This is a genomic window from Terriglobus sp. 2YAB30_2 (assembly GCF_052114765.1).
Classification (GTDB): Bacteria; Acidobacteriota; Terriglobia; order Terriglobales; family Acidobacteriaceae; genus Terriglobus.
Window position 1 is genome coordinate 436,368 of the sequence record NZ_JBFRFJ010000001.1, and the last position, 14,612, is coordinate 450,979.

Here is a 14,612-nt window from a genome sequence, read left to right on the forward strand (position 1 = left end):
TCGCTAAGTTTGGTTTGGGAGAGCGATATGCGCAGCCCTCACATCGTTCGCGGTAAAGGCGCTGATAAACGGTGCTCCGGCCGCTGCAGCCTCGATATTGGCTCGGCCACCCTGCTCGCGATCGACGAGGCAGAGGATACCGATGATGTCCATGCCTGCTGCCTTTACAGCTTCAATGGCCGTGATGGTGCTGCCGCCGGTGGTGCAGACGTCATCGACGATGACAACCTTAGCTCCGGGTTTGAGGAAGCCTTCAACCTGGCGTCCCGCACCGTGTCCTTTGGGCTGCTTGCGGACGAGGAAGCCGTTGAGCAGCGGTGTGTCCGGATGATCCTTGGCGTACCAGGCCGAGGCGCTGGCGGTGTTGGAGACGACCGGGTCCGCACCCATGGTCAGGCCGCCTACTGCTTCAGCCTGAGGGAAGTGTTGGCGGATCAGATCGTAGAGCACCAGGCCGGTCAAACGGCCGCCCTCGGCGTGCAGCGTAGTAATGCGGCAGTCGATGTAGTAATCCGACTTGGCGCCGGAGGAGAGCGTGAAATCGCCCAGGCGGAAGGAGAGGGTGGCGATCAGGTTCAGGAGGGCTTCGCGGTCGTTCATCTCAATGGAGATTGTAGAACCTGGGACGTGTTAACCATTGGATGAGATGCCTACCGCTGCAGCTTCTCCAGATGCTGGTAACCGCCGGTAGCAATGAAAGTCACCATAAAGAGCGTGGCGTTGTACGAAGCGTGTAGAAGCGTAGAGGCAGCCAGAGAGTTCAACCGCACGCGGACAGCGGTAAGAACGCAACTGACGCAGAAGAGAAGAAACACCGCACCCCAGGTGTTAGCTAGCTGAGTGGCATGCAGGGCAGCAAATCCAATGCTGGTAAAGATGCCCGAGAAGATCACAGCCTGCAGGCTGACTGTGCTGCTCGATTCCCAGTGAGCGCGGGCTGCATCCGAGCGTTCAAGCCGCAGCCAGTCGAAGGCGATGGCTACGCCAGGCAGGAAATAGCCTCGAAACATCATCTCTTCAAAGAACGGTGCGACAGTGGAGCCGAAGATCGTGATCAGCCATAGATCGGCGCGATCTTTGAAGAAGGCATTCATCGGCGCAGTGTCCGGTACAGAGACGAAGCGCTCAGCAATTCCCGCTGCGATGGATAGGCCTACTCCGCCCGTGAGCAGGAGCGGCCAGTAACGGCGTACCGCCGCGAAGTTCCACTGCAGCACATCGAAGTAGGGCCGCTTCCAGAAGTGAGGGTAAAGAAAGAAGCTCCAGACTAAGGTGCCGAGATAGCCGATCCCCATGGCATAAACGGACATGCGAGGCAGACTCGCGATTTTCTCGAAGCTATCCCTCTGTAGCTTGCCGTCGTGGCTTCCAATGACAGCTGACAGGACCAGAGTTGCGACTATCAGTAAGAGGAAAGCAGAAGCAGCAAAGGCGACGCCGTAGCCAAGATGTGGCTGGCGGACCACCGGAAGCCGCTCCTGCAGAGCTTCTTCCAGACGCCGGAAGTTCTCTTCCGCCCGGTCCTTGTCTATTTCGCTCACTTCCTGGCCTTCTTTCCGGGTTTCGCAGCCGGTGCGAAGTAGCGCATCAGGAATCCGGCCGTATGCGATCCTTTGACCTTTGCGACCTCAGATGGCGTGCCGGCAGCCACGACGGTGCCACCGCCTGTACCGCCTTCGGGTCCCATGTCGATGATCCAGTCGGCGTTGCGGATGACATCGAGGTTGTGCTCGATGATCAGGACGGTATTGCCAAGGTCAGCGAGGCGGTGCAGCACCTCCAGCAGCTTGCGGACATCGTCGAAGTGGAGGCCGGTCGTCGGCTCATCGAGCATATACATCGTACGTCCGGTCTGCCGTTTGGACAGTTCGCGGGCCAGCTTCATACGCTGTGCCTCGCCGCCCGAAAGCGTCGTTGCGGACTGGCCCAGATGGATGTAGCCAAGGCCAACGTCGACCAGCGTCTGCAGCTTGGTTTTGACGTTGGGAATGTCTTCCAGGATGGGCAGCGCGTCTTCAATCGCCAGCTCGAGAATGTCGGCGATGGAATAGCCCTTGAACTTCACCGCCAGTGTTTCCTGGTTGTAGCGGCGGCCGTTGCAGACCTCGCACTGCACATAGACGTCGGGCAGGAAATTCATCTCGATGCGCCGCTGCCCGTCGCCCTGGCACGCCTCGCACCGGCCGCCCTGCACGTTGAAGCTGAACCGGCCGGGCTTGTAGCCGCGCTCGCGCGACTCCGGCAACATAGCGAAGAGGTCGCGGATGGCGGTAAAGACACCTGTGTACGTCGCCGGATTGGACCGGGGAGATCGTCCGATAGGGGATTGGTCGATCTGGATGACCTTATCGAACTCGTCGAAACCCTTGATCGACTTGTATGGCTCGGGCTCTTCGCGGCTGCCGTAGAGCTTCTGCGCCAGGGCGCGGTAAAGCGTGTCGTTGATCAGGGTCGATTTGCCCGAGCCGGAGACGCCGGTCACCACCGTCATGATGCCGACCGGGACCTTCACGGTGACATCCTTCAGGTTGTGGCCCCGGGCGCCCTCCACGGCGACCCACTTGCCGGTCAGGGGGCGTGGCTCCGTGCGGGCGGAGATGGCGATCTGGTTCGATAGATACAGACCGGTCAGCGAATGCGGGTCTTCCATCATCTGCTGCGGAGTTCCCTGCAGTAAGAGATGTCCGCCGTTCTTGCCGGCGCCGGGGCCGATGTCGATGACGTAGTCGGCCTTGCGTATGGTGTCTTCGTCATGCTCGACGACCAGGACGGTATTGCCGATATCCCGCAGGCTTTCAAGTGCAGAGATCAGGCGCTGGTTGTCGCGCTGGTGCAGGCCGATGGAGGGCTCGTCCAGTACGTAAAGCACACCGCGCAGGCGCGAGCCGATCTGGGTCGCTAAACGAATGCGCTGGCCCTCGCCGCCGGAGAGAGTCGCTGCAGAGCGATCCAGCGACAGATAGCTGAGGCCGACCGCGTTCAGGAACTCCAGGCGCTCGATGACCTCGCGCTGCAGACGGTCTGCGATGATGCGTTCGCGGCCAGTGAAGTTGAAGTTCCGCGCTGTATCGAGCGCCCCGTCGAGCGAGAGTGACGTGAACTCGGCGATGGATCGCCCATCAACCCGCACAGCCAGCGACTCTGGCCGCAGACGAGCACCCTTGCAGACGGGGCACATGCTCGCCGACATGTACTGCATCATGTACTCGCGATAGCCCTCAGACTTGGTTTCTTCGAGCGAATCGCGCAGGTAGGCCAGGATGCCGTGGAAGCCGGTGCGGCTGGTCTCGCCTTTCGGCGGGCCGTAGAGAAGCAGCTTCTGATGGGCGTCCGGCAACGATTCGAAGGGCTTCTTCAGGTCGATCTTGTATTTTTCGGCAGCCAGCTTGATCAGCTTCAGCAGGTACTGCGAGGCCGATCCTGGCCCCATGGCGCCGTCCAGAAGCGGTTTAGACCAGTCAGTGATGGTCTTAGCCGGGTCAAAATCGTAGATCGAGCCCAGGCCATGGCATTCGGGGCAGGCGCCGTAGGTGGAGTTGAAGCTGAAGCTGCGGGGTTCGAGCTTCGGAACGTTGATGCCGCACTCCGGGCAAGCCATAGAGGAGGAGTACAGCGTCTCGTTCATGCCTGCTATCCCGATCAAAACAAGACCGTTAGCCATCTGCAGGGCTTTCGCGACAGAGGCTTCCAGACGTCGGGTGTCGGGTTTGCCGTCGGGGCCGAGCTTCAGGATGACGCGGTCGACGATGGCCTCTACCGTGTGGTTTTTGCGCTTCTCCAGGCGCATGCCCTCGGTGATCTCAGTGATTTCACCGTCGATGCGGGCGCGGAAGCCCTGCTGGTCTAAGGCTTCCAATTCTTCGCGGAATTCGCCCTTGCGGCCGCGGACGATGGGGGCAAAGACGGTGATGCGCTCTCCCGGCGAAAGAGCGACGATGCGCTCGACGATCTGGTCGGCAGACTGCCGGCTGATCGGGCGGCCGCACTGCGGGCAGTGGGGCTGTCCGACTGAGGCGTAAAGCAGGCGCAGATAGTCGTAGATCTCGGTGATGGTGCCGACGGTGGAGCGGGGCGAGCGGGAAGTGGTCTTCTGCTCGATGGAGATAGCCGGGGACAGCCCCTCGATGGCGTCCACGTCCGGGCGCTCCATCTGGTCGAGGAACTGGCGGGCATAGGCCGAAAGAGTCTCAACGTAACGCCGTTGGCCTTCAGCGTAGATGGTGTCGAACGCTAGAGACGACTTTCCCGAACCCGAGAGCCCGGTTACGACCGTCAGGGTGTTGCGAGGAATGGAGACAGAGATGTTCTTCAGGTTGTGCTGACGAGCACCGCGGACCGTAATGTGAGTGATGCTCATAGGCGCCGATTCGCGGGCAGGCCGCAAAACTCTAGAGTACATCCTCCGGCGGCCTGACACGCCCTAGGTCAGGCAACCCAGATTGGGAATACTGCGTATCTGAAGCATCAACAGCAAGTGCAACGTCAGGCTTGCACTGTGGCGATGTGTTGAAATAATAGAGACGCTGAAAGCGCGATGTGCGCTCAGCGGGGAGTGGTCGTGGTGACATCAGTCATGATTCTGTGTGCGGTTCTGGCATCGCTGGCAGCAGGTGTTCTGCTGGCTTATGGCATTTGCCAGGCATTGTTCGCCATCTTCCGGGTTCATTCGCGTTCGGTTGCGGCGACACGTGTCTCCGCGGCGCCGGCACGGACGATCGCCGGATAAGAGGCTTCGAAAAATTCTTTCAACAAGAAGAAGGGAGCCCTTGGGGCTCCCTTCTTCTTTCTGTTCGGCTTTAGCTATTTCGGAGTTTGCTGCTGGCGCATCTGCATGAGCTGCTGCAGAAGCTGCTCCGGTGTCTTCACACCGTTCGGCGTTTGCTGCTGTTGCTGCGGCTGCTGAGTATTCGAGTCCGGGGTAGAGGAGTCGGACGGAGATTGCTGGGGCTGTGAGCCATCTTGTTGTCCGGATGGCTGCTGTGGCTGCTGCCCGTAGCCGAAGGGACCCGGCTGGGGCCCCGGGCGTACAGCATCGGACCGGGGAATAACCGGCTCGTCCTCGTTGTTCCCGGAGCGATCGGCAGTCGCCGAAAAGACGTTGGGAGGCGTTACCGCGCCCTGGCGGGCGGTAAGGGTCAGGTGTGCCGGAGCGGTCGCCGTGGCCTCCTGGTAGAGCATGTTGCTCTTGGTGCCGTCGAGCAACTGGCGCAGAACCTCGCCGGCTGGAGCGGGGCCGTAGGTGCCGAAGACCCGCTCTTCGCTGACGCCTCCGGTGATGCTCATTCCGGTCTTGCGGGAGATCTCACGAAGAATCTGGTTCAGGCTGGAATTCTGGGTCTTTACCGTCAGGGTGCCGTTGTCATTGGTGATGGACGGCGGCTCCGCAGGCGGGACTGGCGTGGCCTGAGGTGCGGGAGCCGGTGCAAGAGATGTTGGCGGCGTAGCCGGTAGCGTGGCAGATGGCTTCTGTTGTGCCTGCGCAGAGAGGGCAGAGGCGGCCAGAAGGACGAGAAAAACGCCGGGAACAGTAGGATTGCGCGGCATATACAGGGATTAGACGCTCATCGACTGCGAAACGGGCGCATTTCGCGTCTATTCCACTAGACTATCAATGCCGTGGACTGGCTGGAGACAATGGCCGAAAGATTCGCGGGCGGGGTTCCGAAATGAAGCGTTTGTCTGCGCTGTTTGCTGTTCTGTTGGTCGCCGGTCCGTTGACGGCAGAGACGTGCACGACCCAGTCTCAGATGCAGGCGGCCGAGCGCGACGGCATTGCCGCGGCGGCCCGCACTCTGGCTGCCGCTCTGCAGGCAAATGACGCGGCGTCGATCAAGACCCGCAGCAGTGCGCAGCTTGCGGGCAATTTCGCAGCCCTGGCGTCGCTGACCGGGGATACGGCCCCGAAATTGAAAGGCGCGGCGCTGGCGGTGGAGAGCGTGTGGCTTCTTGACGCTACCTCTCTAAAACCAAATTCAGATGGGTCTGCAGCTACGGGACAGTTTTTCTGCACGCTGAACCAGAGCTCGGCGGAGACCGATTTCTCGATTGCAGGACTGCCGGCGGGCAAGTACGCCTTTGCTCTTGTCAATGCATCCGGTCCTAACCCATGGCAAATCAGTATGCTGCTGCGCGACGAGAGCGGGTGGAAGCTTGCCGGCTTGTTCCCTAAGGCTGCGACCTCAGCCGGTAAAGACGGCCTGTACTACTGGACAACGGCGCGCTCAATGGCAAAACAGAACCAGCCGTGGAATGCGTGGCTGTACTATCAGCAGGCTGCCGCACTGTTGCAGCCGGTAGGGTTCGTGAGCAGCACCCATCTGGAGAAGTTGCAGACGGAGGCGTCGACCGCCGCGCCGCCGGTGCTGCAGAAAGGGGTTTCGGCGGACCAGCCGCTGGTACTGCGCGCGACCGATGGGACGGAGTATCGGATTACGGGCTTCGGTTTCGACGATAGCTCCAGCAAAGAGAAGGTGGATCTGGTCGTACACCTCAAGGTAGACACGGCCGGTGATGCCGCGGCTACGCGGAAACGAAACTCCGAGGCTGCACGAACGCTCGTCCTCGCGTATCCTGAGCTTCGTTCAGCATTTCATGGAGTCTGGGTATCATCGGAGTCTCCGGGGGCAAGCCCATTCGCTACCGAGGAGCCGATGGAGAACCTGCGCTGAGCAGTACGGGCCACGGCCACGTTTTTGAGGGAGCAGAAGAACAGGAACGTATGAGCCGCGCCGAAATCAAATCACTCGCCCAGGCGATTCGCGAGCGCCGTGCAAGCCAGAGCTTTGACGGTGAGCCGATTCCGCAGGACGATCTGCGGAAGATTCTGGAAGCGGGGTTGCAGGCCCCCAGCAGCTATAACCTGCAGCCCTGGCGATTCATCGTCGTGCAGCAGCCGGAGCAGAAGCGCCGCCTGCGCGGAGCGTGTTTCAACCAGGCCAAAGTGGAAGAGGCCAGTGCGGTGATTGTCGCCTGCGGCGATGCGGACGCCTGGCGTAAGGACCTGGATGACGTAATCAACTCCGGGCTTCGCGGTGGCATGTCCGAGAGCCTGGCCGCCGCATCGCGAGAGAGCATTCCGCACTACTTCACCGAGTTCAACTCTGACCAGATGCATGGCTGGCTAAACAAGCAGGTCATGGTGGCCTTCACGCACATGCTGCTGATGGCCGAGGTGTTGGGCTACGATACCGCTCCGATGGAAGGCTTCGAGCAGGATAAAGTGCATGAGGTTCTACGCCTGCCCATGAGCTACTGGGTTGTCGCCGTTCTGGCGCTTGGACGAATACAGGGGCCCGACAAGTTCAATGGCGGCCGCTTCCCGTTCTCGCATACAGTCTTTTGCGAAGAGTTTGGCAAACCGCTGAAATGAGCGACACACGCGAGTTCCCCGGCGCTCCTGTCGTTGGGGTAGGAGCTATCGTCTTTCAGAACGACAACGTCTTGCTGGTGCGGCGCGGACGCGAGCCGCTCAAGGGCGAGTGGTCGTTGCCAGGCGGCCGGCTGGAGCTGGGAGAGCACCTGGAAGCCGCGGTGGTCCGCGAGGTCAGGGAAGAGACCGGGCTGGACGTCCGTGTTGTGCGGCATGCGGAGACCCTGGAACGGATCTTCCGCGAAGAAGAACGCGTCCGGTATCACTACGTCCTGGTGGACTTCCTCTGCGAGCTCACAGGAGGTGAGCTGCTTTGCGGAGATGACGCCGCAGACGCGGCATGGTTTCCCCTGGATTCTGTTCTACGAGGCGAGATCGCGGTCGCGCAATTCACGCTCGAAGTGTTGGAGCGGGTAGCTACTCGACAGCCTTGACGGTGATGGCGGTCAGGTTCCGCACCCAGCGCGCGGGCCGCTTCTCTTCCGTCGAGACCAGTTTGAAGGCTCCGTCGGTGGCAATGGGCCTTCCATCGATCTGGTCGGCGACCAGGACATCGCCGGTGTGGTTGGCGGAATCTACCTCCGCCAGAGAATAGAGCACGCGATAGTGATCTGTGCCCTCTACGATGACTCCCAACAGATAGAGTTTGCCGCGGAGCTTCTCTCCAGTAGGCACGTCAACCTGCTTCAGCAGGTCCGTGAGAGGAACACCGGTGTAGGTTTCCTTCGCCTTGCTGTGCTCGTTGAAGACCTCTACAGACTTGTGCGGCATGGCTTTCAGGTCTTCCGGCGACACCTTCAGTACCTTGCCGGTCGGGCCGGTTACTGTCAGTGAGGTAGAGGGAGTGGTGGCTTCGTGCGCATGGGCCATTGCAGGCTGCTGCGTGGTCTGGGCTGCGGTCTCGGCGAAGACGGGCAAGGCGATGAAAACGCAGGCGAGAGCAAGGATGACTGGGCGCATAGCGGATACCAGCGTAACCCCCGTGTGGCATATACTCAAACCATGTCCATCGTCAGCAACGTCGCCGCGATTGCCAAAGGCATGAGCATCACCTTCAAGGAAATGCTGCAGCCCACCGAGGTAGAAAACTACCCCGACGGTCCCGGACCGATGCGCGGCGCTCAGTTCCAGGAGCGCTTCCGCGGCAAGCACCAGTTGCAGCGTGACGAGAACGGTCTGGAGAAGTGCGTGGCATGCTTCCTGTGCGCTGCCGCCTGCCCCTCTAACTGCATCTTTATCGAAGCGGCGGACAACACGGAGCAAAAGCGTATCAGCTCTTCGGAGCGGTACGCCAAGGTCTACAACATCGATTACAACCGTTGCATCTTCTGCGGGTACTGCGTTGAGGCTTGCCCAACGGACGCAATTACTCATGGTCATGGCTTTGAACTTGCCAGCCTGAACGCCACCACTCTTGTGATGCGTAAGGAAGATATGCTGGTGCCTATGCCGGCGCTTCCCGCTCATACTGGATCCGCAGAAGAGAAGTCCGAAGTCCTGGCCTGACGCTGCCATTGCGAAAGGCCTCCCTTATGGATTCCCCCCACCGGAAAGCTGTTCTGCATGTCTGCAAACGGGACATGCTGCGTCCCCTGCGCGATCAGATTTTGCGCCTCTCAGGCTATGAGGTGGATTCGGTCATTAGCACGGAGGAAGGACGCTCGAGCTTCTGGCAGAAGCACTATGACCTCGTGTTGATTGATGTGGAAGGTGAGCGCGGTATCGCCGAAGCTGAAGCGCTCTGTAGTGAGCTGAGGGCGGCGCAGCCTGAGCAGCTTATAGCCTTCGTGTGCAACTGGCGCGTGGCCCTGATGACGGATTGTCCCGATGAGATTCTGCGGACGGAGTTCGATCCGAAGAGCTTTGTAGAGGGTGTGAAAGAGATCATCAAGCCGAATTAGGCCGGCCATTGACTTTGATTTGTCATTTCGGAGCGAAGCGGAGAACTCGGTTTTCTCGATTTCATTGCCCAGGTGCCCCGCCTCGGGGCTCCAGAGAACTTATTCTCTGAAGTGGGCGCTCACGAAGTTGGGGTTGGTAAGGAATACCGAAGACGCCTAACTGGCCTCAAACTAGTGCTCCCGAACGCGAGAAGCAGAGTTCTTCGCTATCGCTTCACCCCAACCAGTGAAGCCGGCTGGGACCCCGAACGCCGCGAAATGACAAAGGGTAAGCTGCTATCGCTTATTCCATTCCATAGAAGGCGCCAAAGAACTTATAGATGGACCAGTGGTCTACCTTCGAACTCATCTCATAGGTTGCATGCATGCTGAGCAGTGGAATGCCTACGTCCAACACTTCCATATTGCGCGCCGAGAGGAAGCCTCCAATAGTGCCTCCTCCGCCGACTTCAACACGCGGTGTCTGCGTCTGCCAGGTGATGTTGTTCTTGTCGAGCAGCGCGATGATGCGGGCAGTGAATTCCGCGTTCGGATCGAAGCCTGCGCCGTAGCGCTTGATAGTTACGCCATAGCCGACGACCGCGGCGTTCGATGCTTCCGAGTTACCAGGAAAGAGGGGATTCACGCCGTCATTACAGTCGGCTGAGAGGACAGCGGCATTGCGCAGCGCGTGACGGACATCGAGTGCTGAAGCACCTTTCTTCTGCGCGTCCATCAGCTCCGTAAAGACGGTATCGAGGAACTGCGAGTTTGCGCCGGTGTTGTTGATGGAGCCGACCTCTTCGAAGTTGGTGACGTAGACCATCGCGGTCTTTTTCGGCGTGCCCTTCAGGTCGAAGATGCTGCGTGACGCCGCATAGCTGAGCGCTTTGTCATCCTGGCCCCAGCTTCCGGTCAGGCCATTGTCGATACCGACATCGGCCGGCTGAGTTGCTGGAACAAGCTCCAGCTCAGCGGCAACCAGATCCTCGTCCTTGATATTGAACTTCGTACGCAGGGCGGCCATGACCTGGTCGGCAACGGAGTTCTTCTCGCTGGGAATCGAACCGGCCACCGGATTCATCTCCTCACCTGCGAGGACGGTGGTGTAGGTGCGTGTGCGGAGCAATGAGTCGGAGTGAGGCGCGGCGTCGGCGATCACGAAGACAGGATCGCCAGGAGCAAAGCCGATATTTACCTGCAGGTGCCGGCCATCTGTGGCGTCGATGCGGCCGACCAGTGCCAGTGGAAGATTCGACCACTGGTACTTTTTGATGCCGCCGTAGAGCGTGGTCTTCAGTAGCGCAACCGAGCCTGGAGCTCCGACGACCGGACGAGACTTCAGGTTCAGGTGTGGAGAGTCCTGATGAGTCGCGACGATGCGTGTGCCCGTTTCTACCGAGTCGGAGCCGATGACGGCAAAGACGACGGAGCGGTCGCGATTGTCGAAGATGAGCTTGGCGCCAGGCTTGATCTGTGAGGGAGACGTGAACTCGGTGAACCCTGCTGCTTTGGCCAGACGAAGGAACTCCGCCGTCGAGAGGCCGGCGCTCTTGGCGTGCCGCAGGTAGTCCTTGTAGGGGGCGGCAAAAGCGAAGACGTCGGACTTCTGCTGGGGCGTAAGCGTCAGCCAGGCGGACTTGGCGGCGACCTTGCCGTCCGGGTTCAACGGGGTCTCCTGCGCGGCGAGGGGAAGCGTGGCCACGGACGCAAAAGCAGCGGCTATGGCCGCGAAGGCTACGGTGCGAACCAGGAATTTCACCATGGCGGAAGAATAAACCGAAAAGGGTGGTTTTCCTGCAATTCAATGCACTTAGCCGCCGTTGACTGCTGCCATGGCTTGTCTGGAGGCGGATGGCGTGGTACAAACAATACATTCAAGCTAGCCCGCAAGGGCAAGCGCGAATTTCATGAAGAGTGGTTGAGGGACGAGCCCTGTGACACCACGACAACCGGACAGAACAAAGGCGTACCGGTGTCAACTCTCTCCTGGCGACAGGGAACATGAGATTCGGAGTAGGAAAGTTGCAAGTTCCCACCCCGCGCCTCCTCGTTCCTGAGTTAAGAGCGCCAATCAGAGAGACAGTCACACGTAAAGCCCTCCTCCACATGGAGAGCAAGGCCCTATGTCTTCCGGTGCGTGTGCGCCCTACGATCTGAAGTGCAAAGAGTGCGGCAAGAGCTATGGCAACCAGCCGCTTTCTGTCTGCGATGAGTGCTTTTCGCCGCTTGAGGTCTTTTACGACCTGGATGTGGTGAAGGGCAGCGTGACCCGGGAGTCCATCGCTGCCGGGCCGGCAAGCATCTGGCGCTATCGTGCGCTGCTTCCTATTCCTGAAGGCTTCCAGCCCGATCTCCCGGTTGGCTTCACCCCGCTGGTCAAGGCCAACAATCTGGGCAAGCGTCTCGGCGCTTCCGACATCTACGTGAAGAACGATGCCGTCTGCTTCCCGACGCTGAGCTTTAAGGACCGTGTCGTCGCCGTGGCGCTGGCCAATGCCCGCTACTTCGGGTTTGACACCGTCGGCGCCAGCTCGACCGGTAACCTGGCAAACTCAGTGGCAGCGCAGGCCGCCCGCCTGGGCTTGAAGAGCTGCATCCTGATTCCGGCGGACCTTGAGCCGGCAAAGATTCTGAATACGCTGATCTATGGCGCGCGGCTGGTGCGCATTGACGGCAACTATGACCATGTTAACCGTCTGTGCTCGTTGATCGCCGACCAGTACAGCTGGGGCTTCGTCAACGTGAACCTGCGGCCTTACTACGCTGAGGGTTCGAAGACGATGGGCTATGAGATCGCCGAGCAGCTCGGCTGGCGTTTGCCCGACAACGTCGTGGTGCCGATGGCCGGCGGTTCGCTAATCCGCAAGATCAAGAAGGCCTTCGACGAGCTGGTGTATCTCGGCATCGTTGAGGCAAAGCACGTGAAGTTCTTCGGAGCGCAGGCTACGGGCTGCTCGCCGATTACCCACGCGGTGAAGAACAATCTTGAGCGTCACGAGCCGCAGAAACCGAACACTATCGCCCGTTCGTTGGCGATCGGCAACCCGGCGGACGGCCCATACGCGGCTCGTCTAATCCGCGATACCGGCGGGTGGGGCGAAGATGTCTCCGACGTCGAAGTCGTCGCCGGCATTCAGGAGCTGGCAGAGACCGAAGGTATCTTCACGGAGACGGCAGGCGGCGTAACCACTGCGGTGACCGCGAAACTCTTCGCACAGGGCCGCATCGGTAAGGACGAGACCACGGTGGTCTGCATCACGGGCAACGGCTTGAAGACGACGGATGTGCTGCAGGGCCGCTATGACATCGGACGCGCGGTGAAGCCGCGGCTGGCCGAGTTCGACGCTTATCTACGGGAGCTGGATGGTTTGCCCGCGGAAGAGGCCGAGCTGGTGGCTCAGTAATGCTGAGCTAAGGCTCAGTTCGCTGAGCTGTGGCTCAGGTGGACGAGAAACAGAAAGAGCAGGGAAGATTCAAATGTCAATCAAAGTACTTTTGCCGACTGCCTTTGTCCGCCACACTGATGGCGTGAAGAAGGTTGATTCCGCTGCCACCAACCTGCCGGGCCTGGTCGACGACCTGGGCGTGAAGTTCCCGGCGCTGGGAGCGCATATCAAGGACGAGCAGGGCAAGCTGCGCCCGTTCATCAACGTCTACGTGAACGATGAGGACATCCGCTTTCTGGGCGGCGAGACGCATACCTTTGAGGACGGAGATGAGATTATGCTGATTCCGTCTATCGCCGGTGGGTGTGTGTAGGAATTCGTTCTCTGCATGAAGTAAGAAAGCCCGCCGTCCGGCGGGCTTTTGCTTTTGTTGAGGATGACTACGGATAAGGAAACAGTCGCGCGGAGCGCGATAGAGCGAACGAAGTTCGTTGGGGATCCAACCCTTGCGCTTCGCGAAAGAATGGGGCAACGAGAATGTGCTTGCGTCGTAGTTTGGTGGCGGTGCGAAAGCGGGTCCTTCGCATTCGCTCAGGATGACAGGCGAAGAGACTACACTACAGCGACCGAAGCCGTCTGCAGGCCTCATCCAACGCATCGTCCTTCTTTGCGTAGCAGAAGCGCAGCAGGTTCTCTCCTTTGCCTGCACGGAAGAATGCTGAACCAGCCACGGCAGCTACGCCAACCTGCTTGAGCAGGTTGCGCGCCTTCTCCTTGGAGGTGGAGCCCTCCACGCGGGTGACATCGGCGAGGATGTAGTACGCTCCCTGCGGGACCGTTGGCGTGAGCCCTGCATCTGCAAGCGCGGCTACCGTCTTGTCACGCTTGGCGACATACTCGGTCTGCATCTCGGTGTAGAAGCTGTCGGGAAGGTCGCACAGGCCTGCGGCCACACCATGCTGCAGCGGCGCCGGAGCGGAGATAAAGAGCAGGTCGTGGAAGTAGGCGATGGATGGGGTCCAGCGCTTACTGGCATGCAGGTAGCCGAGACGCCAGCCGGTGACAGAGAAGGTCTTTGAGAAGCCGGCGATGGTGATCGTTCGCTCCGCCATGCCGGGCAGTGTCGCCGGGGAGATATGCTCGTGACCGTCGTAGAGGAAGTATTCGTAGATCTCGTCGGTGATGACGAAGAGATCGGCATCGATCGCGATGGTCGCCAGGGCTTCCAGTTCCGTGCGGGTGAAGACCTTGCCTGACGGATTACCGGGCGTATTGACCAGAATGGCGCGTGTCTTCGGCGTGATGGCGTTTGCCAAAGCTTCGGGATCGAAGTCCCAGCGAGGCGCGGTCAACGGAACGATGACTGGCTTCAGATTCAGGCCCAGCAGCATGTTGACGTGGTAGCCGTAGAAGGGCTCGAAGACGATCACCTCATCGCCTGGATCAAACAACGCCATGCACGTCGCCAGCATGGCTCCGGTGGTTCCGGTCGTGACCAGGATCTCGCCATCGGGATCGGCGGTAATGGCGTTGTAGTGCGCAAACTTACGCGCGATGGCATGGCGCAGCGAATCAATGCCGTCCATACGCGCATAGATATTGAAGCCATTGCGCATGGCGTTGACGGCGCCCTCAATGACTGGATGCGGCGGGTCCGTATCGCAGACGCCCTGGGACATATTGATGCCATCGATGGCGTTGCATGCGATGGTCATGGCGCGGATCTCAGATTGGACGATCGAGGGAGCCAGTTTACTAAGTCGTAGGGCGGATGTAGTGGAAGCAGTCGGCATCGAAGACACTCCTACTGATGTGCCTTCGATGATAGCAATTGCGTAGGATGTGTCATCAAACTCCTGTCGCCAGCGTTGCGAGCGCAAATTTGTCCAGACGAGGCGAAGGCCTGTGGCGGGTCCACAGTCGAGGACGACAACGCACGGGCGAATTTGCGCCGCAACCGGAGGGCCGGGGCAG

Annotated in this window: 15 protein-coding genes and 1 riboswitch; of the genes, 8 read left to right on the top strand and 7 right to left on the bottom strand. The window is 60.0% G+C overall.

The annotated features are described in order from the left end of the window. Positions 1-3: 3 nt before the first annotated feature. From pyrE to uvrA, 3 genes are read right to left on the bottom strand one after another with little or no spacing between them, the layout of a single operon-like run. Positions 4-600 carry an orotate phosphoribosyltransferase gene (gene pyrE, locus AB4Y89_RS01670; protein ID WP_442299179.1) on the bottom strand — a complete coding sequence of 199 codons (597 nt, stop codon included), beginning with the start codon at positions 598-600 and terminating at the stop codon, positions 4-6. 50 nt (positions 601-650) lie between these two features. Further along, positions 651-1,541, bottom strand: a complete 891-nt coding sequence (locus AB4Y89_RS01675; protein ID WP_442299180.1) for a CPBP family intramembrane glutamic endopeptidase — start codon at positions 1,539-1,541, stop codon at positions 651-653. Next, a complete protein-coding gene (gene uvrA / locus AB4Y89_RS01680; RefSeq protein WP_442299181.1) occupies positions 1,538-4,357 on the bottom strand; it encodes an excinuclease ABC subunit UvrA in 2,820 nt (939 codons plus the stop codon). Before uvrA ends, AB4Y89_RS01675 begins: the two co-directional genes overlap by 4 nt. A 201-nt stretch (positions 4,358-4,558) precedes the next feature. Here uvrA and AB4Y89_RS01685 point away from each other — a divergent pair, with 201 nt between their 5' ends. Next, positions 4,559-4,726, top strand: a complete 168-nt coding sequence (locus AB4Y89_RS01685) for a hypothetical protein (protein ID WP_442299182.1) — start codon at positions 4,559-4,561, stop codon at positions 4,724-4,726. Positions 4,727-4,800: 74 nt separating this feature from the next. Here AB4Y89_RS01685 and AB4Y89_RS01690 read toward each other — a convergent pair whose 3' ends face one another. Further along, entirely contained in the window at positions 4,801-5,544 is a 744-nt protein-coding gene (locus AB4Y89_RS01690; protein WP_442299183.1) for a hypothetical protein, read from the bottom strand. Between the two features lie 122 nt (positions 5,545-5,666). On the opposite strand from AB4Y89_RS01690, the gene AB4Y89_RS01695 reads away from it, so the two are divergent. Genes AB4Y89_RS01695 through AB4Y89_RS01705 form a run of 3 tightly spaced genes read left to right on the top strand, consistent with a single transcriptional unit; the run spans position 5,667 to position 7,803 of the window. Then, complete coding sequence (locus tag AB4Y89_RS01695; protein WP_442299184.1) at positions 5,667-6,668, top strand: hypothetical protein; 1,002 nt, start codon at positions 5,667-5,669, stop codon at positions 6,666-6,668. Between the two features lie 50 nt (positions 6,669-6,718). Next, positions 6,719-7,369 carry a nitroreductase family protein gene (locus AB4Y89_RS01700; protein WP_442299185.1) on the top strand — a complete coding sequence of 217 codons (651 nt, stop codon included), beginning with the start codon at positions 6,719-6,721 and terminating at the stop codon, positions 7,367-7,369. Beyond that, entirely contained in the window at positions 7,366-7,803 is a 438-nt protein-coding gene (locus AB4Y89_RS01705) for an NUDIX hydrolase (protein WP_442299186.1), read from the top strand. The genes AB4Y89_RS01700 and AB4Y89_RS01705 overlap by 4 nt, the downstream gene beginning before the upstream one ends. Here AB4Y89_RS01705 and AB4Y89_RS01710 read toward each other — a convergent pair. Further along, complete coding sequence (locus AB4Y89_RS01710; RefSeq protein WP_442299187.1) at positions 7,787-8,329, bottom strand: hypothetical protein; 543 nt, start codon at positions 8,327-8,329, stop codon at positions 7,787-7,789. The two genes, AB4Y89_RS01705 and AB4Y89_RS01710, sit on opposite strands and share 17 nt — an antisense overlap. Positions 8,330-8,371: 42 nt before the next feature. Between AB4Y89_RS01710 and nuoI the strand changes: the two genes are divergently transcribed. Next, the gene (nuoI, locus tag AB4Y89_RS01715; protein ID WP_442299337.1) at positions 8,372-8,875 is read left to right on the top strand and encodes an NADH-quinone oxidoreductase subunit NuoI; all 504 of its coding nucleotides are present in this window, start codon (positions 8,372-8,374) and stop codon (positions 8,873-8,875) included. Between the two features lie 74 nt (positions 8,876-8,949). Beyond that, the gene (locus AB4Y89_RS01720) at positions 8,950-9,270 is read left to right on the top strand and encodes a hypothetical protein (RefSeq protein ID WP_442299188.1); all 321 of its coding nucleotides are present in this window, start codon (positions 8,950-8,952) and stop codon (positions 9,268-9,270) included. A gap of 283 nt (positions 9,271-9,553) precedes the next feature. Here the strand turns inward: AB4Y89_RS01720 and AB4Y89_RS01725 are convergent, their stop codons facing one another. Beyond that, positions 9,554-11,014, bottom strand: a complete 1,461-nt coding sequence (locus AB4Y89_RS01725; protein ID WP_442299189.1) for a peptidase M18 — start codon at positions 11,012-11,014, stop codon at positions 9,554-9,556. A 140-nt stretch (positions 11,015-11,154) separates the two neighbouring features. Next, a riboswitch (SAM riboswitch) is annotated at positions 11,155-11,260 on the top strand. Positions 11,261-11,375: 115 nt separating this feature from the next. Here AB4Y89_RS01725 and thrC point away from each other — a divergent pair. Beyond that, a complete protein-coding gene (gene thrC / locus AB4Y89_RS01730) occupies positions 11,376-12,656 on the top strand; it encodes a threonine synthase (RefSeq protein WP_442299190.1) in 1,281 nt (426 codons plus the stop codon). A 73-nt stretch (positions 12,657-12,729) separates the two neighbouring features. Beyond that, positions 12,730-13,011: a MoaD/ThiS family protein gene (locus tag AB4Y89_RS01735; protein ID WP_147647950.1), complete on the top strand. Its 282-nt coding sequence runs from the start codon at positions 12,730-12,732 to the stop codon at positions 13,009-13,011. A 244-nt stretch (positions 13,012-13,255) separates the two neighbouring features. Here the strand turns inward: AB4Y89_RS01735 and AB4Y89_RS01740 are convergent, their stop codons facing one another. Then, on the bottom strand, positions 13,256-14,431 hold the full coding sequence (locus tag AB4Y89_RS01740) for a pyridoxal phosphate-dependent aminotransferase (RefSeq protein WP_442299191.1): 1,176 nt from the start codon (positions 14,429-14,431) through the stop codon (positions 13,256-13,258). Positions 14,432-14,612: the final 181 nt, after the last annotated feature.